Source organism: Xylophilus sp., assembly GCA_009914555.1.
GTDB lineage: Bacteria > Pseudomonadota > Gammaproteobacteria > Burkholderiales > Burkholderiaceae_C > WNDY01.
In genome coordinates this window covers 1-21,964 of the sequence record WNDY01000004.1, presented here as the reverse complement: position 1 = coordinate 21,964, position 21,964 = coordinate 1, and the positions used below count along the sequence as shown (strand labels likewise).

The window sequence follows — 21,964 nt, the reverse complement described above, 5'->3', positions numbered from 1 at the left end:
ATGAATCGGGGGGTATAGTTCTGCAGCGCTTGAAAGACGAGAGCGATGAAGCTATAGGATGCCTAGTATTTGTACGACAGCGTGGCCGTCACGGCGCGCGGCTCGCCGTAGTAGTTCAGCCGCCCGCTGGCCACGACGCGGTCCCAGTAGTGGCGGTCGAACAGGTTGTTGACTGTCACGGTCACGCGGGTCTTCGGATTGATCTGGTAGCCGCCCTGCAGCGCGAAGACCGTCACGCCGCCAGCCGTCCAGCGCACCGTTCCGCTTTGGGCATAGATGGCGCTGCGCACGCGCGCACCGGCACCCAGGCTCCAGCCGCCGTCTGCGCGCCAGTCGCTCCACAGTGAGAACAGGTGGCGCGGATAGACCGTGGTGAACGGCTGGCCCTGCTGCGCCGCGCTGGCGCGCAGGTACTCCGTCGTGTTGTAGCCGTAGCCGGCCGTCAGGTTCCAGCGCGGCGAGAGGCGGCCGGTCAGCTCGGCCTCCAGCCCCTGGCTGCGCACCTTGCCGGCGGCGACGGAGGCGTTGGGGAAGTCTGGGTCGGTCATCGCGCGGTTGATGTCCTCGATGCGGTAGAGGCCGATGCTGCTCTGCAGCCGGCCGTCGAGGTGTTCGCCCTTCACGCCGGCCTCGACCTGGTTGCCTTCGCGCGGCTTCAGGTAGGCGCCGGTGCGGTCGGTGGAGGTCTGCGGATTGAAGATGCGGGTGTAGCTGCCGTAGGCCGACCACTGCGGCGTCAGTTCGTAGACCACGCCGGCATACGGCACGGCCTTCGCGTCGATCTTGGCGTCGAGCGCGCGGTTGAGCAGGTTGCGGTTCTCGTACCAGGTCACGCGCGCGCCGGCCAGCAGCACCAGCGGCAGCCAGGGGCGGATGCGGGCCTGGCCGAACAGGGACTCCTGGCGCACGTCGGACGATGCGGTGGTCTGCGTGGCGATGGCGGGCTGCGCCGTGCCGTAGGCCGGCGCGAAGGTGTTCTGCACGAAGCCGTTCTGGCCCCAGGTGGCCGCGTTGTAGGTGGACTGCGAGCGCAGGCGCTGGTGGCTGGCGCCGAGCACGAATTCCTGCTTCAGCCCGCGCCACTGCGTCGGCAGCGTGGCCACGGCCTGGAAATTGGCCTCCTGCTCGTCGGTCGTGCCGATGTAGGGGATGAGCGTCTCGTTGCCGGTCGCGCGGTCGATGAAGGTGTTGCCCCAGGCATACGCCTGATCGTTGGTGCGGTCGAGGTAGCTGGCGCTCAGCACCAGCCTGCCGCCGCCGGCGAGCCGGTGCTCCAGCTCGGCGAAGCTGCGGTTGGCAGTCTGCCGGCGGCGGTTCCAGAGCGCGCCGACGAAGGTCGAGCGGTCGATGTCCGGCAGCGTGCCGTCGCTGTAGGTGGAGTAGCCGTAGAACGGCCGCATGTGCAGGCGCTGCGTGCTGTGGCCGACCGACAGCGTGGTGTCGGCATCGACGTCGTATTCGAGCGTGCCGTAGACCATCGGCTGGCGCGAGAAGGTGTAGTCGGTGAAGTAGTGCTGGTCCTGGTACGCGGCGACCAGCCGGCCGCGCAGGCTGCCGTCGGCGTTCAGCGGGCCGGTCACGTCGGCCTCGCCGTAGTAGTTGTCCCAGGAGCCGACGGAGGTGCGGGCGTTGAAGCCGAAGGTGTTCTGCGCGCGCTTGCGCACGAAGTTCACCGTGCCGCCCGGGTCGCCCGCGCCCTGCAGCAGCCCGGCCGGGCCGCGCCAGACCTCGACGCGGTCGTACATCGCCAGGCCGAAGTTGTTTTCGTAGGTGCGCGCGGAGGACGAGACGCCGTCGACCTGGTAGCGGTCGATGCCGTAGCCGCGCGATTCGATCTGGTAGTTGTTGGTGCCGTAGGTCGTCACCTTCATCGCGGTGGTGTAGCGCATCGCGTCCTCGACCGTCAGGAAGTTCTGGTCCTCGATGCGCTGGCGGGTGACGACGCTGACCGAGTTGGGCGTCTCGCGCAGCGAATGCTCGCCCAGGCCGATGGCGGCGGCGCGCGCGGCGTACTCCGGCAGGCCCTCGGTGGTGGCGCCGGTCTCGGCCGCGGCGGTCACCCTGACCTCGCCGAGCGTGGAGGTGGTGGCCGCGGCGCCCGGCGCCGGCGCGGCGGCCCGCTCGACCACCCAGGTGCGGCCGCCGTCGGCCACGTGGGCAACGAGCCCGCTGCCGGCCAGCAGCCGGGCCAGCGCGTCCTGCGCGCTGAGCATGCCGCGCACGGCCGGCGCCTGCCGGCCGGCGGCCAGCGGGCTGGCGAAGACGATCTGCACGCCGGTGGCCCGCGCCAGCTGGTTGAGCGACTGCTCCAGCGGCGCGGCCGGCAGGTCGATCGCCACGGCCTGCTGGGCCTGGACGCCGAGCGGGATCAGGGCTGCGGCCAGCACGGCGGACAGGCGCGTGCGCCGCGGAAGGCGGGATGGATGCATCGGAACGTTCTCCTCGTCGATGGATGGATGGCGACGAGGGGATAGCCGTATGCCGCAGCGCCGGACCCTACCTGCCGAGCGGAGATGTTTCCGATGGAGGGGTATAGGGCTGTAGCGGGCAAAATAAAAGCGCTACAGAAGGGTTCAGGCGGGGGTATATGAACTACGGCCGCAGAGCCACCGTGGCCGAACCGTCGGCCGCGCGGTCCACGCGCACCGGCAGCACGTGCGGCAGCAGGTCGAGCAGGGCGCGGGCGTTGTCGGTGCGGTAGACGCCCGAGAGCCGCAGGCCGGCCAGGGCCGGGTCGTCCGCAGGCCGCACGCCCAGGCCGCCGTAGCGTTCGATCTCGGCCAGCACCTGCGGCAGCGGCGTGTGCGAGAAGACCAGCCGCCCCTCGCGCCACGCCGTGGCGGCCTGCGCATCGACCCGGGCCGGCGCCTGCCAGCGGCCGGCCTCCAGCCGCGCCTGCCAGCCCGGCGTGAGCTGCGCGACCAGCGCGCCGGCGGCGTCCTCCACCGCCACGCGGCCGCGCAGCACGGTCACCGCGACGCGGCCGCCGTCCTGCCGGCCGACGCTGAAGGCCGTGCCCAGCACGCGCACGCGCGCGGCGCCGGCATCCACGGTGAAAGGCCGCCAGCGCGAATGCGCCACATCGAACAGCGCCTGGCCGCGCAGCAGTGCCACGCGGCGCGAGCGCAGGTGGCGCGACACGGCGATCTCGGTGGCGGTATCGAGCGTGACCTCGCTGCCGTCGGCCAGCTGGACCTGGCGGCGCCCGGCGGCGGCGGTGGCGGTGGCGATGCGTTCGGTGCGCCAGGCCGGGTCGGCCCACAGCACGCCGGCGATGGCGACGGCCGCGGCCACGCCGGCGGCCGCCCTGGCGCGCCTGCGCGGCGCGGGAGGCAGCGGGCCCAGGGCTTCGGGCGGCAGCGCAAAGCGCTCCCGCAGCGCCTGGCGGTGGCGGTCGAGCGCGGCCTGGGCCGCGTCGGGCTGTGCAGGCGGGCGCGGCGCGGCCGCGCGGGGTTCAGCGGCCACGGCGCATGTCCTCCAGATGCCGCAGGCAGGCGGCTACGCCGTTGCGCAGGTGCTTCTCGACCGCCTGGCGCGAGATGCCCAGGCGCAGCGCCACCTCGGGTTGCGGCATCTCGTGGATCTTGTGCATCACGAACACGGTCCGGCAGCGCGGCGGCAGCGCCTCGATCGCGTCCGACAGCCATTGCAGCTCGCGCTGCGCATCGAGCGCGCGGCCGGCGTCGGGCGCGCCGCTGTCGGCATTGGGCGGCGCGTCGGCCGACCCGACCCGCGCGCGGTAGGCGTCCTCGGCGCGGCAGCGGTCCACCGCGAGGTTGTGCGAAATGCGCCGCAGCAGCGCCAGCGGCAGCCGGACCGGCGCGGCGGGCGGCTTTTCGATGATCTGCACGCAGACGTCGTGCACCACCTCGCGCGCGAAGCCGGCATCGCCGAAGCGCCGCCGCACCTGGGCGACCAGGTCGTCATAGTGGCGCACGAGCGTGTCCAGCAGGGGGAGGGGGGTCACGGGCAGCACGGTATCGGGCGGCGGGCAGCGCGCGATTAGGATGAGAATTGTTTCTTTTGAAGCCGCCATGACGCCACTCGCCGGGCCACGGCTGCGGCTGGGGCGGTTGGCGGCCTCGTCAGCCCGTCGGCGATCCCTCGGCCGCGCGGGCCGCCGCGGCCGGCTCGGTGCGGCCCCGCGTGTGCTCGGCGTATCTCCGCAGGGCGTCCGCCAGCGTCGGCATGATGCGGCCCCGCTCGCTTGCCAGCGCGGACCACCGCGGCCGCGTCGCCCGCTGGCCCAGTGCCGCGGCCGGCACGGCGCGGACCAGCCCGGCATCGAGGCCGGCCGCCGCGGCGGCCTGTGCGGCGAACTCCGCCCAGCTGACGGCGCCCTCGTTCGCCAGGTGCCATACCCCGCTTTCTCCATCGATGAGCAGGTCGAGGGCGGCATGCACCAGATCGGGCAGGTAGGTCGGAGACACGACCTGGTCGCAGGCGACGGTCCAGAGCAGGCCGCCGCGCAGCCTCTCCAGGCCCGCCGCGATGAAGTCGTGCGCTTCCCGCAGCCCGAAGAATGCTGCCGTGCGGACCACGAGCGCGCCGGGCAGGGCGGCCAGCATGCGGCGCTCCGCCTCCTGCTTGGCACGGCCGTAGGCGTTGAGCGGCTGGGGGCGGTCCGACTCCACGTAGGGGCGGCTCTGGAAGCCGTCGAACACCAGATCGCTGGAAAATCCCACGAGCTGTACGCCGTGGCGCGCGCAGAGGCGGGCCAGGGTGTCCGGTCCGCCCACGTTCTCGCGCCAGTGCGCCGCCGCCTCCTGCTCGGCCGCATCGACCCGCATGAAGCCGGCCGCGTTGACGACGGCCCAGGGCCGCCACCGTGCCAGGGCGCCGGCGACCGAAGCCTCGTCGGCGATGTCCATGTCGGAGCGGCCGAGCGGGCGGTGCGACAGGCCACGCTGCGCGCAGGCCCTCGCGAACGCCCGGCCCAGCGTGCCGGTCGCGCCCGCGATGACCAATGGCCGCCCGGTGGCCGGCACGGCCTCCAGCCGGCCGACGGGGCCGTAGGCGATGCGCTCGCCGCGCTGCCACCATCCGGCATCGGCGGCGACCGGATGGATGGCGCCTTCGCCCGACGCGAGCTGCCGGGCCAGGCGCCCCAGCGCCGTGGGGCGCGGCGGGGACGATCTGCCGTCCCAGAGGCCCGGCTCGTAATGGCCGTCCCACCGGGTGACGAGGCTGTCCCAGTCGACGCTGCCATGGCTGGCCCAGCAGGTCACCGCGCGCACGTCGTGCCCCTCGGCACGCACCGACGAAGTGGCCCGCCATGCCTGGTAGAGCCAGCGCAGCTGGTCCTCGCGCGCGCAGCCCAGATGGACTTCGGAGAGCGCGACGGGGCGGCCGTAGCGGCAGGAGGTTTCGCGCAGCCGCTCGGCGAAGCCGCCGGCGAGAGGCCCCCGCACGCGCACCGCCTCGACGTCCGCATAGCGCTGCCGCGCGGTGCCGCCGACGCGCTGCGGCGGATACAGCCAGGTGCGATCGTCGAGGTGCCGGTCGCTGGTCAGGTAATGGTTGATGCCTAGGATGGCCGGGGGGCAGGGGTCGCGGCAGAGCGCGTCCAGCTCCGCCTCGCTGGCGCCGGCGTCGCGCAGGTACGGCCGCAGGGGGTGCGCGCGGTCCACATGGCCGCCCAGCAGGTCGAACGTGAGCCAGCGCCGCAGGTTCTCGAAATCGGCCTGGTACTGGAGCGCCGGCGAGGCGGTGGCGAAGCCGAGGTCCTCGGTCTGCACCAGGGCGGCGGCCGGCTGGTGCCGGCGGATGGCCCGCATCGCGAGCACCGTGGCCTGCACCTGGTTCAGCAGCGCCCGCACGAAGCTCGCGTCGTCCGCGCGGTGGGGATGCCACACGCCGTAGAGCGCGCCGAAGCGCGCGGTGGTCAGCGGTTCGTTGACCGGCGTCCAGTCCCGCACATGGGGGTACCGTGCCGCCACGGCGCCGGCATAGGCGGCGAGCAGCTGCGGAAACGCCGGGTCCAGCAGATCGGTCCAGGCCGGCCCGCTGCCGTGGTGCAGCAGGCCGACGATGGGCTCGACCGCCAGCGCACCCAGCCGGGCGATCGCCTGGTCGCCCCATGACCAGTCGTGCCGGGCCGGTGCCGGCTCGGTGCGCTCCCACAGCAGGGGCAGCCGCATCCTGCGGATGCCGAGCGAGGCGAGATCGTCCAGGCACTGCAGCCGCGCCGCGAAGCCGCTCGCAGCGAGCTGGTCGTGGAAGCGGTCGCCCACCCGGTTGACCGTGCACTCCGGCCCGGCCCAGAGTTCGAGCGTCATGCCGGGCGGCCGGGTTCCGGCGCGGTTGCCTCGCCGGGCTCCAGGCGCCGGAACGCCGCGAGCGCCTGGGCGACCACCTGGTCCATGTTGTAGTAGCGGTACGTCGCGAGCCGGCCGACGAAGGTGACGTGGCGGGCGGCCTCGGCATCGGCTTCGTACAGCCGGTACAGCGCGGCATTGGCCGGACGCGGGATCGGATAGTAGGGGTCGCCGTCGGCGCACGGGTATTCGTGCACGATCGACGTGGCGCGGTGTGCCTGCCCGGTGAGGTGCTTGAACTCCGTGATGCGCGTATAGGCCTGGTCGTTGGGATAGTTCACCGTGCCCACCTCCTGGTAGCGTTCCTGCGCGAGCGTGGAATGCTCGAAACGGATGCTGCGGTACGGCAGCCTGCCGTGCCGGTAGCCGAAGAACGCATCGACCGGACCGGTGGAGACCATGCGCTTCCACGGCACCAGCTCCTGCACCTCGCGGTAGTCGGTGTTGAGCATCAGCTTGATGTTCGGATGGCTCAGCATGCGTTCGAACATGCGGGTGTAGCCGTGCAGCGGCATCGCCTGGAACCGGTCGGTGAAGTAGCGCGGGTCGCGGTTGGTGCGCGTCGGCACGCGCGCGGTCACGCTGGCATCGAGCTCGCGCGGCTCCAGCCCCCACTGCTTGCGGGTGTAGCCGCGGAAGAACTTGTTGTAGAGCTCCCGGCCCACGCGGGCGACCACCACGTCCTCGGAGGTCCGCACCGGCTCCACCCGCTCCGCCACCCTCCCGATGAATTCCTCGACCTCGAACGAGGTGAGCCGCAGGCCGTAGAGCCGGTTGATCGTGTCGAGGTTGATCGGTATCGGCAGCAGCTGGCCGTCGACGCTGGCGAGGACCCGGTGCTCGTAGGGACGCCAGGCCGTGAAGCGCGACAGGTAGTCGAAGATGTCGGCCGAGTTGGTGTGGAAGATGTGCGGGCCGTAGGGGTGCACCAGGATGCCGGCATCGTCGTACCGGTCGTAGGCGTTGCCGCCGATGTGCGGGCGCCGGTCCACGACGAGGACGCGCCGGCCGGCCTGGCTCGCGCGGCGCTCGGCGAGAACGCTGCCCGCGAAGCCGGCGCCGACGATCAGGTAGTCGAATCCCGCCGCGGATGCTGCTGCGTCCATGGCGCCACCGCTTCAGGACGCGGCCATGCCGGTCGCCGTGCCCGCGGCGGCCGCGACCGCCGGCGCCGGCCGGCGACGCGCGGTGCGCAGGCGCGATTGCAGGAGGCCCTCCACCAGGCTGCGCATCGCGCCGGCCGTCGCGTCCCACGAGGTGCGCGCGAGAATCGCGTCCACCGCCCGGCCGTCGGCGCGGCGGCGTGCCGCATCGCGGTGCATGAGCATCTCGCAGGCCTGCACGAAGCCGTCCGCGTCGGAGCGTATCTGCACGACCTGGCCATAGCTGTCCACCACGTCGCGCACGGCAGTGCTGACCGACGGTCTGCCGCTGGCCATGTACTCCAGCGTCTTGGTCGGGCTGAGGAAGCGCGTCGAATCGTTGAGCGCGAAGGGCAGCAGGCACACGTCCCAGCCCTGGATGAACGACGGCAGCGCCTGGTAGTCCTGCTGGCCCAGCCAGTGGATGTTGGCCATCCGGGGCAGGCCGGCCGGATCGATCTTGGCCGTGGGCCCCACCATGACCAGTTGCCAGTCGGGCCGCTGCGATGCGATGCCGGCCACCAGCCCGGTATCGATGCGCTCGTCGATCACGCCGCAGTAGCCGATCCGCGGCCGGCCGAGCGCCGCCTGCAGCGGATGATCGGCCACCGGCGTGCTGAAGTGGGTACGGTCGACGCTGCTTGGAAAGCAGTGGACGTTGCGGTGCAGCGTCCGCTTGGACTGGTACAGGCTGCGGCCGCCGGTGAACACGATGTCGGCATGGCCGAACAGCGCCTTTTCCTGCTCCACCAGCTCGGCGGGGGCGCCGCGGAACATCGACAGCTCGTCCATGCAGTCGTAGACGACGCAATCGGGGCGCAGCGCTGGCGCCATGAACAGCGCCATCGGCGTGTAGAACCACAGCACCTGCGGCGTGACGTTGCGCGCATGCATCGCCGCCAGCACCAGGCTGCGCATCGCAGCCGCGTTGGCACCATGCATGCCGTGCTCGGCCGTGCGCAGATGGGGGCGCCAGACCTGCACGCCGCCGGCCACGTCGATGCACTCCAGCCGGTCCACCGCGGCGCCCGGCACGGGCTCCTCGACATACACCACCGGCCACCGCGCGGCGAGCCGGCTCAGGAGATGCTGGGGACGCTGGTAGACGAAGTCCCAGCGGAGATGGGAGAAGACAAGGAGTGCGTGCATCGACCCATTGTGGGCAGCCGATCGGCCGATGGCGCGCGTTGCATTCGTTGTCGGGCGGTCCTCCTACGTGCATGGCGGCCACTGCCGGGCTGCGGACGCTCGAGCGTTGGCCTGCAGCCACTCGACCGTGCGGGCGGCACCGCTCGCCGGCGCCGTCAGGGCGTCGGCGTACTCCGCACGGTCGAGCGGGGCGGTGCGTCCCCGGCCAGATCGAGCGTGCAGCTGTCCCCGATGGCGTCGCGCCAGACGCGCACCTGTGTCGGTGCCGGCCGCAGGTCGGCCAGCGCGGCGGCGATGAAGACGCAGAGGTTCTCCAGCGTCGGCGCGCCCAGGCCCGGCACCTCGTCGAGCAGGCGGTGGTCCAGCGACTCGCGCAGCACGCCCAGCCGCTGGCGCAGCAGGCCCAGGTCCACTACCATGCCGGTCGCCGGATCGCGCGGACCGGCCACCGCCACCTCGGCCCGGTAGGTGTGGCCGTGGATGCGGCGGCTGCTCTCGGCCTCGATCTCGCGGTGCAGCGTGTGGGCCGCGTCGAAGAAGAAGCGCTGGCGGACGGTGAACAGCATCAGCGGATCCCGGTGAGCTTGTGGGTCTGCAGGCTCAGCCGCCATGCGGGGCGGGCCAGGCAGTCGGCGATGCAGCGCGCGGTGTTCGCGGCCGCATCCGGGCCGTCCATCGGTTGGAGGAAGCGCAGCGCGAAGTCGGTGCCGGCCGCGATGGCGTCGAGGTCGAAGCCCGGCTGCGGCCAGACCAGCTTGAGCTCCTGGCCGGCCTTCTGCACCCAGGGTGCCCCGGCCTTCGGGCTCACGCAGAGCCAGTCGATGCCGGCCGGCGCGGCGAGGGTGCCGTTGCTTTCCACCGCGATGCGGAAGCCTCCAGCATGCAGCGCGTCCACCAGCGGCGTATCGACCTGCAGCAACGGCTCGCCGCCGGTCAGCACGACCAGCCGGTGCGAGGCGTCTCCAGCGGGCCAGAAGCCGGCGATGCGGGCGGCCAGCGCCAGCGCCGTCGCGAACTTGCCGCCGTCCGTGCCGTCGGTGCCGACGAAGTCGGTATCGCAGAAGCGGCAGACGGCCGCCGCGCGGTCCTCCTCGCGTCCGCTCCAGAGATTGCAGCCGGCGAAGCGGCAGAACACCGCCGGCGTGCCGGCCTGGCCGCCTTCGCCCTGGAGCGTGTAGAAGATTTCCTTGACGGCGTAGGTCATTGCGGGAGGACAGGACGCCTGCGCAGTGCAGGCGGCCGAATGCGGGGAAACCCGCGATTTTAAGTCGCGGCCCTGTGTGCCCGTTATCGGCGGGGTGTTTTCCCGCCGCCTGGCGGTGCCCTCCCATATACTGCACCCCAGTACCCGCTCCGTATCCCGCCATGCCCCATTCCCCCGCCGAGAAGAAGCGCGTGCTCGCCCGCGTGCGCCGTGTGCGCGGCCAGCTCGACGCGCTCGAACGCGCGCTCGAAGCCGGCGCCGACTGCGGCCCGGTGCTCCAGCAGATCGCCGCCGTGCGCGGTGCGGTCAACGGGCTCATGGCGGGCGTGCTCGAAAGCCACCTGCGCGAAGAGCTTGCGCAAGGCGGCGAGGGCGCGATCGACGAGGCCGTCGGCCTCGTGCGGTCCTACCTGCGCTGAACACCATCCCATCTCACCCCAGGAGCACACACCATGAAATCACGCGCCGCCGTCGCCTTCGGACCGGGCCAGCCCCTCCAGATCGTCGAGATCGATGTCGCCCCGCCGAAGAAGGGCGAAGTGCTTGTCAAGATCACCCACACCGGCGTCTGCCACACCGATGCGTTCACGCTCAGCGGCGACGATCCGGAAGGCATCTTCCCGGCCGTGCTCGGCCACGAGGGCGCGGGCATCGTGGTCGAGGTGGGCGAGGGCGTCACGAGCGTGGCGCCCGGCGACCATGTGATCCCGCTCTACACCGCCGAATGCGGCGAATGCCTGTTCTGCAAGAGTGGCAAGACCAACCTCTGCGTCGCGGTGCGCGCCACCCAGGGCAAGGGCGTGATGCCCGACGGCACGACGCGCTTTTCGTACAACGGCGAGCCGGTCTACCACTACATGGGCTGCTCGACCTTCAGCGAATACACGGTCGTGGCCGAGGTCTCGCTGGCCAAGGTCCACCCTGACGCGAACCCCGAGCAGGTCTGCCTGCTCGGCTGCGGCGTGACCACCGGCCTCGGCGCGGTCAAGAACACGGCCAAGGTGCAGGAGGGCGACACGGTGGCCGTGTTCGGCCTTGGCGGCATCGGCCTCGCGGTGATCCAGGGCGCGCAGCGGGCCAAGGCTGGCCGCATCATCGCGATCGACACCAACCCGTCGAAGTTCGATCTCGCGCGCACCTTCGGTGCCACCGACTGCGTGAACCCGAAGGACCACGACAAGCCAATCCAGCAGGTCATCGTCGAGATGACCGGCTGGGGCGTGGACCATTCGTTCGAATGCATCGGCAACGTCAACGTGATGCGCGCCGCGCTCGAATGCGCGCACCGCGGCTGGGGCCAGTCGGTCGTCATCGGCGTGGCCGGCGCGGGGCAGGAGATCTCCACGCGGCCGTTCCAGCTCGTCACCGGCCGCCGCTGGCTCGGCACCGCGTTCGGCGGCGTCAAGGGCCGCTCGGAGCTGCCGGGCATGGTCGAGGACGCGATGAAGGGCGACATCCGGCTCGCACCGTTCGTCACCCACACGCGCGACCTCGACGGGATCAACGAAGCCTTCGACCTGATGCACGAAGGCAAGTCGATCCGCACGGTCATCCACTACTGAGCCGGGCCATCATGGAACGCATCGAACAGCATGCGAGCTTCGGCGGCCGGCAGGAGGTGTGGAAGCACGCCTCCGCCGTGCTCGGCACCGAGGCCCGGGTCGGCGTCTACCTGCCGCCGGCGGCGCTGGCAGGCGTTGCCTGCCCGGTGCTCTACTGGCTCTCGGGCCTGACCTGCACCGAGCAGAACTTCATCACCAAGGCCGGCGCGCAGCAGCATGCGGCGCAGCACGGCCTGATCCTGGTCGCCCCCGACACCAGTCCGCGCGGCGAGGAGGTCGCCAACGATGCGGCCTATGACCTGGGCCAGGGCGCGGGCTTCTACCTCAATGCCACGCAGGCGCCGTGGGCGCCGCACTACCGCATGGAAGACTATGTGGTGGAAGAGTTGCCAGCGGTGGTCGAGCGGTGGTTCACGACGTCGGCCCGGCGCGGCATCTTCGGCCATTCGATGGGCGGCCACGGTGCGCTGACGCTGGCGCTGCGCCATCCGGGCCGGTATGCGAGCGTGTCGGCGTTCTCGCCGATCGTGGCGCCAAGCCAGGTGCCCTGGGGGCAGAAGGCGTTCGCCGCCTACCTCGGCGACGACCGCACGGCCTGGGCCGCGCACGATGCGGTGGCGCTGGTAGCCGGTGCGCAGGAGCGCCTGCCGCTGCTGGTGGACCAGGGCGAGGCCGATGCATTCCGCGCCGCGCAGCTGAAGCCCGAACTGCTGCGCGCGGCCTGCGACGCGGCTGGCCATCCGCTCGCGCTGAACCTGCGGCCGGGCTACGACCACAGCTACTACTTCATCGCGAGCTTCATCGGCGAGCACGTCGCGCACCACGCGCGGGCGCTGCGCGGCTAGATCGTCAGGCTCAGGCCACGTCCTCGTGCAGCGCCTCGTTGAGCTGGTCCACCACGATGGCCCAGGCGGCGTCGGCCTTGAACTGCTCCGCGAGGAACTGGCGCTGGGCTTCGTTCCAGAACGGCGCCTCGTGGATGCGCACGTCGGCGGCGAGCTGGTGCGTCCTGATGAACTGCCGGATCGACGCTTCGCCGGCTTCGAGGCCGAGCTGCTGGAAGAGTTCGTCCATGCGGGGGATGACGTTGCTCATGCGGGGCTCCTGAAATGATGGGCTGGGTGCATTGTCCACCGCGGGCGCGGCGCATCTGGTGACTGCGCGTTGCAGCTGCGCCGGGCACCGTGCGGCCGTCAGCCGAGTCCTTCGGCGGCCAGCGCCTTGCGCACCGCGGGCCGCTCGCGCACGCGGGCGTACCAGGCGGCGAGGTGGTCGAGGCCGTCGAAATGGATGCCGGCCCGGTAGACCGATTTCAGCCAGGATGCCTGGCCCCAGCCGGTCAGCGCGAAGAGATAGGCGTCGGCCACGGTGAAGGCATTGCCCAGCAGGTAGGGCCGCCCGGCCAGCTGGGCATCGATCCAGCGGAAGCGCTCTGCCAGCCTGGGCGTGGCGGTCTCCACGTAGCGGCCGGCCAGCACCGCATAGAGCAGCGGGATGAAGCCCTTGTGGATTTCCGACGTGAGGAAGTTGAGCCATTCCTGCAGCTGGTAGCGCGCGAAGGTCCCGTTGGCCGGCGCCAGCCCGTGCCCGGGTTTCAGGTCTGCCAGGTACTGCACGATGGCCGGCCCTTCGCGCAGCGTGCGGCCGTCCTCCAGCTGCAGCAGTGGCACGTAGCCGAGCGGATTCAGCTGCGTGTAGTCGTCGCCGTGCTCGGTCAGGTGGGTCTTGTGGTTGACCTGGACCAGCGTGGCCTCGATGTCCAGTTCGTTGAGCACGATGTGCGGCGACAGGGAGCAGGCCCCGGGGATGTAGTACAGCGTGATGCCCATGCAGTCCTCCTGATGCAGTCGATGAAATAGCTGCATGCTAGGGAGCCGGCTGTCACGGGGAAGAGGGCACAATTTCCGCCCATAGGTTAAAAAACGATACCTGTCCTCCGCTTCGCATGGATGTGCTATGAAAACCAGTGTCTCCGGCTGCTCGGTCGAGGAAACGATGCGCGTGCTCGGCGGGCGCTGGCGGCTGCTGCTCGTATCCTTCCTCGTGGATGGGCCGCGCCGGTTCAACGAACTGCGGCGCGACGTGCCCGGCATCTCGCAGCGCTCGCTCACGCTCGACCTGCGGGCGCTGGAAGCCGCGGGGCTGGTGCGCCGCACGGTTCATGCCGGCACGCCGGTGCGGGTCGAATACGCCCTCAGCGAGGACGGCGAGCGCCTGCGGCCGGTGGTGCGGGCGATGATGGATTTCGGCCTCTGGCTCAAGGCCCGGGCCGAAGCCTGACGCCGATCAGGCCAGGTTCGGCGCCGCGTCCGGCGCGGCGGGCGGCAGCAGCGGCTCGGCCTGCCAGCGGCCCTGCGGCGTGCGCGCGAAGCGTAGCGGCTGCGCGTTGGCCAGCAGCGCACCGGTGACCGGAATTCCGAGCAGCGCGGCCAGCACATAGAGCGTGCCGCCGTGGGCCACCACCAGCACCGGCGCCGGCCCGCCGGACAGCGCCGCGGCCAGCGCGTCGCGGGTGCGGTGCACGAACTGCTGCAGGGTCTCGCCGCCCTCGGGCGCGCAGTCCCAGTCGATCAGGGCCGAGGAGGTGCCGATGAGCGCGCCGAAGTGGCGCTCGCGCAGGTCGGCCACCGTGCGCAGTTCGAGCGCGTGGTGGGCCTGGGCGACGATGCGGGCGGTGTGGTGCGCCCGGTCGGCATCGCTGGCGACGATGCGCGCGAGCGGCTCGCCGGCCAGCGCCGCGGCCGCGCGGCGGGCCTGGGCGATGCCGGTGTCGTCCAGCGGCTCCGCGGGACTCTGGAAGATGCGCCGCGCATTGCCCGCGGTCTGGCCGTGGCGCAGGAAATAGAACGCGGCTTCGGGCGCTTCCAGCGCCAGCGCGGCGGCGATCCGTTGCAGCCGGTCGAGCCCGCGCGCGGGCTGGCCCGGGATCGGCGCGGGCGGCTGCAAGGCTTCGGCGATGTCGGGGCCCTGGGCGCGTTCGGGAAAGGCGGGCGCGCCGGGCGCGGAAGCAGGCGAGGTCATGGCGGTCTGTGGAGAAAGGGCCGGAAGGGCGATCCTAGCCGCACGTCCGGCAACGCTCCGTGCGCCCTCCACGCATTGCACACAATGGCCTTCCATAATGCCGCCGGCCCGCGAGCGTTCTTCGGTCGCGGGCGGCATGCACCATGCACTTCCTTCTCGATTTCCTGGTCCGGGGTTGGAGCCGCGCCATCGACGGCCTCGCCTCCCACGTCGTCGTTCCCGTCGTCGGTGCGCTGCACATCGCCGATGCCGCGGGCGACCCGCGCGGGATCGCGCAGGCCGCGCTGATCGCGGCGCTGCAGCTCTTCCTGATCGCCGGCGTGATGCGGCCGCTGGAAAGCCTGTGGCCGGCCGAGCGCTGGGGGGACCGGCGCTGCACCGTGGTCGACCGCAACTTCACGCTGCTGATGCTGACGGGGCTGTTCCCGCTGTTCAGCTTTCTCGTGCTCACGCCGTTCGCGCACCTGCTGGGCGGCGGCTCCACGGCCGATGGGCCCGGCGGGCTCCGGGCCTGGGTGCCGTGGTTCGATGGCCATCCCTACCTGCTGTTCGCCGTGTACTACGTGGTCTACGACGGCGTGTACTACTGGATGCACCGGGCCCAGCACGCGATCCCGTGGTGGTGGGCCATGCACAGCATGCATCACAGCCAGCGCCAGATGAGCTGCTGGACCAACGACCGCAGCAACTACCTCGACGGCATGCTCCAGTCCCTCGTCCTGGCCACCGTGGGCCTGGCGATGGGCGTGGAGCCCGCCGAATTCGCGCTGCTCGGGCTGCTGAGCGAGCTGGTGCAGAACTTCTCGCATGCCAACGTGTCGCTGCGGCTGGGCGCGCTCGGCCGCGCCGGCGAGCGGCTGCTGGTGGGCCCGCGCTTCCACCGCAACCACCACATGCTGCGCGACCCCGACCGGCCCGAGCGCCACAACTGCAACTTCGGCCAGGTGCTGCCCTGGTGGGACCAGCTGTTCGGCACGGCGCTCTACCATGCCGAGCCGCTGCGGCCCACGGGCGTGAGCGATCCGCGGGTCGATGCCGATAACGAGCGCGGCGTCATCGCCATGCAGTGGCACAGCCTGCGGCGCTTCTGGGGCGCCTGCACCTGCCGCGCGGGCTGGCGGCCGGGCGACGTGTCGTTCGGGCCGGACTACCGGCCGGTGCACGACGCCGACGCCGCCGCGGCGCTCGCGCCATGACGGATGGCCTGAGCCGCCGCCGCCTGCTCGCCGTGTTCGCGGCGGGCCTGTGGCTGAGGTGGGCCACTGCGGCGCCGGCCCTGCTGCTGGCCGGCGTCTACCGCCGCGGCATGCCGCTGGCGGACTACTGGGTCAGCGAGAAGTACGACGGCGTGCGCGGCTACTGGGACGGGCAGCGCCTGTGGACGCGCGGCGGCGAGCCGGTGGCCGCGCCCGCATGGTTCACCGCGCCGCTGCCGGCCGTGCCGCTCGACGGCGAACTGTGGGCCGGGCGCGGGCGCTTCGAGCAGGCGGCCTCGACCGTGCGCAGCCAGACGCCGGACGATGCCGCATGGCGCGCGATGCGCTTCATGGTGTTCGACCTGCCGGCGGCGCCCGGCGGTTTCACCGAACGGCTCTCGGCGCTGGAGGCCCTGCTGCCGCCGCGCGATGCGCCCTGGGCGCAGCCGGTGGCGCAGCACCGGGCGACCACGCATGCGGCGCTGCAGGCCGAGATGGAGCGGGTCGTGCGTGCGGGCGGGGAAGGGCTGGTGCTGCATCGTGGCGGCGCACCGTACCGCGCCGGCCGCAGCGACGACCTGCTGAAGTTCAAGCCGTATGACGATGCCGAGGCCCGCGTGGTGGGCCACCTGCCGGGCAAGGGGCGGCATGCGGGCCGGCTCGGCGCACTGCTGGTCGAGTTGCCCGACGGCCGGCGCCTGCGCATCGGCGGCGGCTTCAGCGACGTGCAGCGGGACGATCCGCCACCCGTAGGCAGCACGATCACCTACCGCTACAACGGCACCACGGCCGCCGGCCTGCCGCGGTTCGCCCGCTTCCTGCGCGTGCGGGCGGACCAGGGTCTGTAGGAATACTCCGGGGGGGAGGTGCCTCTAACGGGCTTGCAATGCCGGCTCAGGGCGTATACCCAAGGCATGGCGCCGGGGGCTTGCCATCAGCGGTAGCCGCCGCCGCGACCACCACGGCCGCCGCCACCACCGCGGTTGCGGTTGCCGCGGCTGGTCATCATGTCGACGCTGGTGCGCAGCGGATCGGGCTGACCGCTGGGCGTGCCATAGGATTCGGCGCGGCGGTGCGCGACGACGTTGGCCAGCGAGGGGCTCTGGGCATTGCCGTGGTGGCGCGGCTGGCGTTCCTCGCGCTCCTCGCGCGGGACGAAGTCGTCGCGGTCCGGCTGGCGCGGACGACCCTGGTTCTTCTGGCCGCCGCCATTGGGGCCGCGCTTGTGCTGTTGCTGCGGCTGGCCGCCGCGCGCGCCGCCGCCCTGGCCGCGCCCGGCGTTCGCATTGCCGTTGCCGCCGCCACCGCCCTGGCCCGCGTTGCGGCGGCCGCCCTGGCCGCTGCCGCCGCCGGGCTGGGCGCCGCCGCGCGGCGCAGCATCGCCCTGCTTGGCCTTGTTGGTGCGGATGCGATCCATCATCTCCTGGCGCGCGGCCTTGGCCGCGGCGGCCATGACCTCGCGGCTCGGCGGCTTGCCGGCGCCGCCCCAGATGGTCTGGCGGCCCATGGCGATCGGCTCGGCGCGCTCGCCTTCCTCGGGGCCGAAGCCGTCGAGGAACTGCACCGGGATCTCCTGCCTGGTGAAACGCTCGATCTCCTGCATGAAGCCTTCCTCGTCGAGGCAGACCAGGCTCACCGCCTCGCCGCTGTTGCCGGCGCGGCCGGTACGGCCGATGCGGTGGACGTAGTCCTCCGGCACATTGGGGATCTCGTAGTTGACGACGTGCGGCAGCTCGTCGATGTCGATGCCGCGCGCGGCGATGTCGGTGGCCACGAGCGCGCGGATCTCGCCGCTCTTGAAGCCAGCGAGCGCCTGCGTGCGCGCCGACTGGCTCTTGTTGCCGTGCAGCGCCATCGCGGTGATGCCGTGCTTGGTCAGGTATTCGGCCACGTTGTTGGCGCCGAACTTGGTGCGGGTGAAGACCAGCACCTGGCTCCAGTTGTGCTGGTTGATGATGTGGGCCAGCACTTCCTTCTTCCTGCCGCGGCCCACGGGGTGGATCACCTGAGTGATGCGCTGCACCGTGGTGTTGCGCGGCGTGACCTGGATGCTCTGCGGGTTCTTGAGCAGGCCGCCGGCCAGTTCTCGGATCTCGTCGCTGAACGTGGCCGAGAACAGCAGGCTCTGCTTGTCCTTCGGGACCAGCGCGAGCACCTTCTTCACGTCGTGGATGAAGCCCATGTCGAGCATGCGGTCGGCCTCGTCGAGCACCAGCACCTGCACGGTCGACAGGTCGAGGAAGCCCTGCTGCTGCAGGTCGAGCAGGCGGCCCGGCGTGGCCACGAGGATGTCCACGCCGCGCTTGATGCGGTCGATCTGCGGGTTCATGCCCACGCCGCCGAAGATGACGGTGGAGCTGAGGTCGAGGTACCTGCCGTACTCGCGCACCGATTCCTCGACCTGGGCGGCGAGTTCGCGCGTGGGGGTGAGCACCAGGGCGCGCACGCCCTTGCCGCCGAAGCGGCTCCTGGCCGGCTCGCCGCGGCTCAAGGCGTCGAGCAGGGGCAGGGTGAAGGCGGCGGTCTTGCCGGTGCCGGTCTGTGCGCCGGCGAGCAGGTCGTGCCCGGCGAGCACGGCGGGGATGGCCTGGGCCTGGATGGGGGTGGGCGTCTCGTAGCCCTGTTCGCGAACGGCTTTCAGAATGGCCGGAGCCAGTTGGAGGTCGTCGAATTGCATGCGTATGCGTGGTTTTCTTGCGCCCTACCGGGCGCTGGGTGGTGGCGGTATCGGCCCGTCTCGGCAACTCCTCGTCACGGGAGGCGCCGAACCAGTCGGGGGCAGATGGGTCAGGATGGGAGCGCAGCGATGCCGCGGCGGTGGCGGGCTAGCCGGTCCCCAGCAGGCTTGCTGGCGCCACGGCAACTGGAGCCGTGGCGAGGAGGCATTGTCGCACGGTTGGCGCGCGCGTGCCGCGACCCGGGGCCGATGTAGCCGATAATCGGCCCATGCGCGACCGGCCGTGCCGCACGCCGGCTCCTGCGGGATCCGCATTTCGCGCCTGCGTGCCGTGCCGGCCGCATCACCCCCCATCACTCGCATCCTGGAAATACCACGCACATGGCCCAGTACGTCTACACCATGAACAAGGTCTCCAAGATCGTGCCGCCCAAGCGGCAGATCCTGAAAGACATCTCGCTGTCCTTCTTCCCCGGCGCCAAGATCGGCGTGCTGGGCCTGAACGGCTCGGGCAAGTCCACGCTGCTCAAGATCATGGCCGGCGTGGACAAGGAGATCGAGGGCGAGGCCCTGCCGATGCCGGGCCTGTCGATCGGCTACCTGCCGCAGGAGCCGCAGCTCAATCCCGAGAACACCGTGCGCCAGGAAGTCGAGGAGGCCCTCGGCGAAGTCAACCGGGCCAAGGCCCGGCTGGAGGAGATCTACGCCGCCTATGCCGAGCCCGACGCCGACTTCGATACGCTGGCGGCCGAGCAGGGCGAACTCGAAGCCGTGATCGCCGCGGCCGGCACCGATTCCGAGCACCAGCTGGAGATCGCCGCCGACGCGCTGCGCCTGCCGCCCTGGGACGCGAAGATCGGGCTGCTCTCCGGCGGCGAGAAGCGCCGCGTGGCGCTGTGCAAGCTGCTGCTGTCCAAGCCCGACATGCTGCTGCTCGACGAACCCACCAACCACCTGGACGCCGAATCGGTCGACTGGCTCGAACAGTTCCTCCAGCGCTTCCCGGGCACCGTCGTGGCCATCACCCACGACCGCTACTTCCTCGACAACGCGGCCGAGTGGATTCTCGAACTCGACCGCGGCCACGGCATCCCCTACAAGGGCAACTACAGCACCTGGCTCGACACCAAGCAGAGCCGGCTCGAAGCCGAGCAGAAGGGCGAGGAAGCCCGCGCCAAGGCCCTCAAGAAGGAGCTGGAATGGGTGCGCCAGAACGCCAAGGGCCGCCAGGCCAAGAGCAAGGCCCGCATCGCCCGCTTCGAGGAACTGAGCGACTACGAATACCAGAAGCGCAACGAGACGCAGGAGATCTTCATCCCCGTGGCCGAGCGCCTGGGCACGCAGGTCATCGAGTTCCACAACGTCACCAAGAGCTTCGGCGACCGCGTGCTGATCGACAATCTGTCGTTCACCATCCCGGCCGGCGCCATCGTCGGCATCATCGGCCCCAACGGCGCCGGCAAGTCCACGCTCTTCAAGCTCATCGCCGGGCGCGAGCAGCCCGACAGCGGCCAGGTCGTGATCGGCTCGACCGTCAAGATGGCCTACGTCGACCAGCACCGCGACGTGCTGGCCAACGACAAGACCGTCTGGGAGGACATCTCCGACGGCCTGGACATCATCAACGTCGGCAAGTTCCAGATGGCCAGCCGCGCCTACGCGGGGCGCTTCAACTTCAACGGCAGCGACCAGCAGAAGAAGGTCGGCACGCTCTCCGGCGGCGAGCGCGGCCGCCTGCACCTGGCCAAGACGCTGATCGCCGGCGGCAACGTGCTGCTGCTCGACGAACCGTCGAACGACCTCGACGTCGAGACGCTGCGCGCGCTGGAAGACGCGCTGCTCGAATACGCCGGCACCGTGCTCGTCATCAGCCACGACCGCTGGTTCCTCGACCGCATCGCCACCCACATCCTCGCGGCCGAGGGCGACAGCCAGTGGACCTTCTTCGACGGCAACTACCAGGAGTACGAGGCCGACAAGAAGAAGCGCCTGGGCGACGACGCCGGCCCGAAGCGCATGCGCTACAAGGCGTTGAAATAAGCACATCCCTCCGAGCAACTTCGTCGCTCCCCCCTTCTCTGCACTGCGCTGCGCGCAGCGGGAGGGGGCGGCGCCAGCGCGGCGGGGCGGCCCTTGCGCGGCGTCTGCCGGCCTGGGCCGATGGAGCATTGACCGGCGCTTGCCCTGCCAGCCCTCGGTTACGCTACGGCCCCAGCATGCCCGACAACCCCTCTTCCGCCGGCGCCACGCGGTCCGACAGGCTGGCCGCACTCTACCGCGGCGGCATCGACGAAGCCGTCGCCGGCAGCGTATCGCTGGCGGGCCGTCTGGCGCGGGCCGCGCGCGCAGCGCTGCTGGAGCGCGAGCGCAGCGCCCGGCTGCCGGCCGAGCGCGACGCGGCCGTCGGCGCGCTGCGCCAGCTGGTCCAGCGCGAAGCCGACTTCGCCGCCGCGCTGCCGGCGGCCCTGCGCCAGGCCATCGAGGAAGGCCCCCAGCCGCCGCGCGCGCGGCCGGCGGGCGGCGGCGTGATGGAACTGAGCTTCGACCAGCTCGAACTGATGGACGAGAGCGAGGTGCAGAACCGCGTCGAGCTGGCCCGCGCCCAGCAGCTGGCGATGCACGCGGCCGAGCATGCGCTGGCCGAACTCAATCCCTACATCTGCGCCGCCCAGGGCCTGCCCAGCGTACGGCCCGAGCGCAACCCGCTGCGCCCCGACATCTATATCCGCGCGCTGCAGGACGCCGTGGCCCGCACCGCCGTCGCGCAGGTCGTGCGCCTGGCCTGGCTGCGGCCCATGTACGACGCCCGCGGCCCGGAGCTGGCCGGCATCTACGAACGCGAGGCCCGCCGTCTGGCCGGGGCCGGCGTCGAGCCGGTCGGCTATGCGATGGTGCCGCCGGCCGGCGGCCTGGCGCGCACTGCGGCCAACGGCCTCGACAGCCTCGCGCCGGCCGTGGACCTGGGTGACGAGGCGCTCCTGACCGTGGGCCGGCTGCGCCAGCTGCTGGCCGGCGAACTGGACGCGCCGCACGCCGCCCCGCCGCGTTCCGAGGCGGTGCTCGGCACGGCCAGCCTGCTGGCCGGCCTGTCGGGCGCACTGCCTGCCGCCGATGCCGGCGCGCCGGCCGCCGACTTCGCGCCGACTGCGCCGGCCGCCTACGACCTGCTCGGCGACCTCGACCGCATCGGCGATGCCATCGGCCGCCTCGCGCAGCGCCAGGGCGGCCAGCCGGCGCCCGCCTCCGCGCGCGGCGCCGGCCAGTCGCTCGGCGTGGAAGTCGTCGCGCTGATGATGGAGTGATCTTGCCCCCGTTTCACGGACACCCCTATAAGCGATTAACTATCGCAATAGGAGGTGGACGATGACCAAGAGCAAGGCAGGCAGAAAGGGGCAGGAGTTCAGCCTGGAGTTCAGGCAGCAGGCACTGTTGCGAGCGGCCACAGAAGGGGTAACCACGGTGGCTCGTGATCTGGGGTTGCAGCCTGCCCAGCTGTACAGTTGGCGCGCCCAGGCGCGGCGGCACGACCAGGACGATCAGGCACAACGCTTGGAGCTGGCCGAACATGCACGGCTCAAACGTGAAGTGGCGCGGCTGGAGGAGGAGAACGCTTTCCTAAAAAAAGCGGCGGCGTACTTCGCCAAACAGCCCAAGTGAAGTACGCAACGATGAAAGCGCACGAAGGCACATTCAGGG

At 71.4% G+C, this 21,964-nt stretch carries 21 protein-coding genes; 9 read left to right on the top strand and 12 right to left on the bottom strand.

The features are described 5' to 3' along the window. Window positions 1-62: 62 nt before the first annotated feature. The 8 genes from GAK38_RS03695 to queE form a co-directional block, all read right to left on the bottom strand. Complete coding sequence (locus GAK38_RS03695; RefSeq protein ID WP_325341548.1) at window positions 63-2,429, bottom strand: TonB-dependent siderophore receptor; 2,367 nt, start codon at window positions 2,427-2,429, stop codon at window positions 63-65. Between the two features lie 163 nt (window positions 2,430-2,592). Continuing rightward, window positions 2,593-3,465 (bottom strand): FecR family protein, encoded by an 873-nt coding sequence (locus GAK38_RS03690; RefSeq protein WP_325341547.1) that lies wholly within the window; start codon window positions 3,463-3,465, stop codon window positions 2,593-2,595. Then, on the bottom strand, window positions 3,455-3,967 hold the full coding sequence (locus tag GAK38_RS03685; RefSeq protein WP_325341546.1) for an RNA polymerase sigma factor: 513 nt from the start codon (window positions 3,965-3,967) through the stop codon (window positions 3,455-3,457). The genes GAK38_RS03690 and GAK38_RS03685 overlap by 11 nt, the downstream gene beginning before the upstream one ends. A 118-nt stretch (window positions 3,968-4,085) precedes the next feature. Beyond that, on the bottom strand, window positions 4,086-6,278 hold the full coding sequence (locus GAK38_RS03680; RefSeq protein WP_325341544.1) for a dTDP-4-dehydrorhamnose reductase family protein: 2,193 nt from the start codon (window positions 6,276-6,278) through the stop codon (window positions 4,086-4,088). After that, complete coding sequence (gene glf / locus GAK38_RS03675) at window positions 6,275-7,423, bottom strand: UDP-galactopyranose mutase (protein ID WP_325341543.1); 1,149 nt, start codon at window positions 7,421-7,423, stop codon at window positions 6,275-6,277. Before glf ends, GAK38_RS03680 begins: the two co-directional genes overlap by 4 nt. 12 nt (window positions 7,424-7,435) lie before the next feature. Further along, window positions 7,436-8,608, bottom strand: a complete 1,173-nt coding sequence (locus GAK38_RS03670; protein WP_325341542.1) for a glycosyltransferase — start codon at window positions 8,606-8,608, stop codon at window positions 7,436-7,438. A 155-nt stretch (window positions 8,609-8,763) separates the two neighbouring features. Continuing rightward, a complete protein-coding gene (locus GAK38_RS03665; protein WP_325341540.1) occupies window positions 8,764-9,174 on the bottom strand; it encodes a 6-pyruvoyl trahydropterin synthase family protein in 411 nt (136 codons plus the stop codon). Continuing rightward, window positions 9,174-9,812, bottom strand: a complete 639-nt coding sequence (gene queE, locus GAK38_RS03660) for a 7-carboxy-7-deazaguanine synthase (RefSeq protein WP_325341539.1) — start codon at window positions 9,810-9,812, stop codon at window positions 9,174-9,176. Before queE ends, GAK38_RS03665 begins: the two co-directional genes overlap by 1 nt. A 161-nt stretch (window positions 9,813-9,973) precedes the next feature. On the opposite strand from queE, the gene GAK38_RS03655 reads away from it, so the two are divergent. Genes GAK38_RS03655 through fghA form a run of 3 tightly spaced genes read left to right on the top strand, consistent with a single transcriptional unit; the run spans window position 9,974 to window position 12,219 of the window. Next, window positions 9,974-10,231, top strand: a complete 258-nt coding sequence (locus tag GAK38_RS03655) for a metal-sensing transcriptional repressor (protein ID WP_325341538.1) — start codon at window positions 9,974-9,976, stop codon at window positions 10,229-10,231. Between the two features lie 33 nt (window positions 10,232-10,264). Continuing rightward, a complete protein-coding gene (locus GAK38_RS03650; protein WP_325341536.1) occupies window positions 10,265-11,374 on the top strand; it encodes an S-(hydroxymethyl)glutathione dehydrogenase/class III alcohol dehydrogenase in 1,110 nt (369 codons plus the stop codon). Between the two features lie 11 nt (window positions 11,375-11,385). Then, on the top strand, window positions 11,386-12,219 hold the full coding sequence (gene fghA / locus GAK38_RS03645) for an S-formylglutathione hydrolase (RefSeq protein ID WP_325341534.1): 834 nt from the start codon (window positions 11,386-11,388) through the stop codon (window positions 12,217-12,219). Between the two features lie 10 nt (window positions 12,220-12,229). Here the strand turns inward: fghA and GAK38_RS03640 are convergent, their stop codons facing one another. Both GAK38_RS03640 and gstA read right to left on the bottom strand, forming a co-directional pair. Next, complete coding sequence (locus tag GAK38_RS03640; RefSeq protein WP_325341532.1) at window positions 12,230-12,469, bottom strand: DUF2789 domain-containing protein; 240 nt, start codon at window positions 12,467-12,469, stop codon at window positions 12,230-12,232. A 98-nt stretch (window positions 12,470-12,567) separates the two neighbouring features. After that, window positions 12,568-13,197: a glutathione transferase GstA gene (gene gstA / locus GAK38_RS03635; RefSeq protein ID WP_325341740.1), complete on the bottom strand. Its 630-nt coding sequence runs from the start codon at window positions 13,195-13,197 to the stop codon at window positions 12,568-12,570. Between the two features lie 133 nt (window positions 13,198-13,330). Here gstA and GAK38_RS03630 point away from each other — a divergent pair, with 133 nt between their 5' ends. Next, window positions 13,331-13,654: a winged helix-turn-helix transcriptional regulator gene (locus GAK38_RS03630; protein WP_325341531.1), complete on the top strand. Its 324-nt coding sequence runs from the start codon at window positions 13,331-13,333 to the stop codon at window positions 13,652-13,654. 6 nt (window positions 13,655-13,660) lie between these two features. Here GAK38_RS03630 and GAK38_RS03625 read toward each other — a convergent pair whose 3' ends face one another. Beyond that, a complete protein-coding gene (locus tag GAK38_RS03625) occupies window positions 13,661-14,395 on the bottom strand; it encodes a histidine phosphatase family protein (RefSeq protein WP_325341529.1) in 735 nt (244 codons plus the stop codon). A gap of 143 nt (window positions 14,396-14,538) precedes the next feature. Between GAK38_RS03625 and GAK38_RS03620 the strand changes: the two genes are divergently transcribed. Together GAK38_RS03620 and GAK38_RS03615 are read left to right on the top strand one after the other, a co-directional pair. Next, a complete protein-coding gene (locus tag GAK38_RS03620) occupies window positions 14,539-15,591 on the top strand; it encodes a sterol desaturase family protein (RefSeq protein ID WP_325341528.1) in 1,053 nt (350 codons plus the stop codon). After that, window positions 15,588-16,439: a DNA ligase gene (locus tag GAK38_RS03615; RefSeq protein ID WP_325341526.1), complete on the top strand. Its 852-nt coding sequence runs from the start codon at window positions 15,588-15,590 to the stop codon at window positions 16,437-16,439. The genes GAK38_RS03620 and GAK38_RS03615 overlap by 4 nt, the downstream gene beginning before the upstream one ends. An 86-nt stretch (window positions 16,440-16,525) precedes the next feature. On the opposite strand, the gene GAK38_RS03610 is transcribed toward GAK38_RS03615, so the two are convergent. Next, window positions 16,526-18,268, bottom strand: coding sequence for a DEAD/DEAH box helicase (locus GAK38_RS03610; protein ID WP_325341524.1), 1,743 nt, complete (start codon window positions 18,266-18,268; stop codon window positions 16,526-16,528). A 381-nt stretch (window positions 18,269-18,649) separates the two neighbouring features. On the opposite strand from GAK38_RS03610, the gene ettA reads away from it, so the two are divergent. The 3 genes from ettA to GAK38_RS03595 all read left to right on the top strand — a co-directional run bounded on the left by ettA (window position 18,650) and on the right by GAK38_RS03595 (window position 21,925). Continuing rightward, entirely contained in the window at window positions 18,650-20,308 is a 1,659-nt protein-coding gene (gene ettA, locus GAK38_RS03605; RefSeq protein ID WP_325341522.1) for an energy-dependent translational throttle protein EttA, read from the top strand. A gap of 176 nt (window positions 20,309-20,484) precedes the next feature. Further along, window positions 20,485-21,570 (top strand): DUF1631 family protein, encoded by a 1,086-nt coding sequence (locus tag GAK38_RS03600; RefSeq protein ID WP_325341520.1) that lies wholly within the window; start codon window positions 20,485-20,487, stop codon window positions 21,568-21,570. 61 nt (window positions 21,571-21,631) lie between these two features. Continuing rightward, window positions 21,632-21,925 (top strand): transposase, encoded by a 294-nt coding sequence (locus GAK38_RS03595; RefSeq protein WP_291780923.1) that lies wholly within the window; start codon window positions 21,632-21,634, stop codon window positions 21,923-21,925. The last annotated feature ends 39 nt before the right edge of the window (window positions 21,926-21,964 follow it).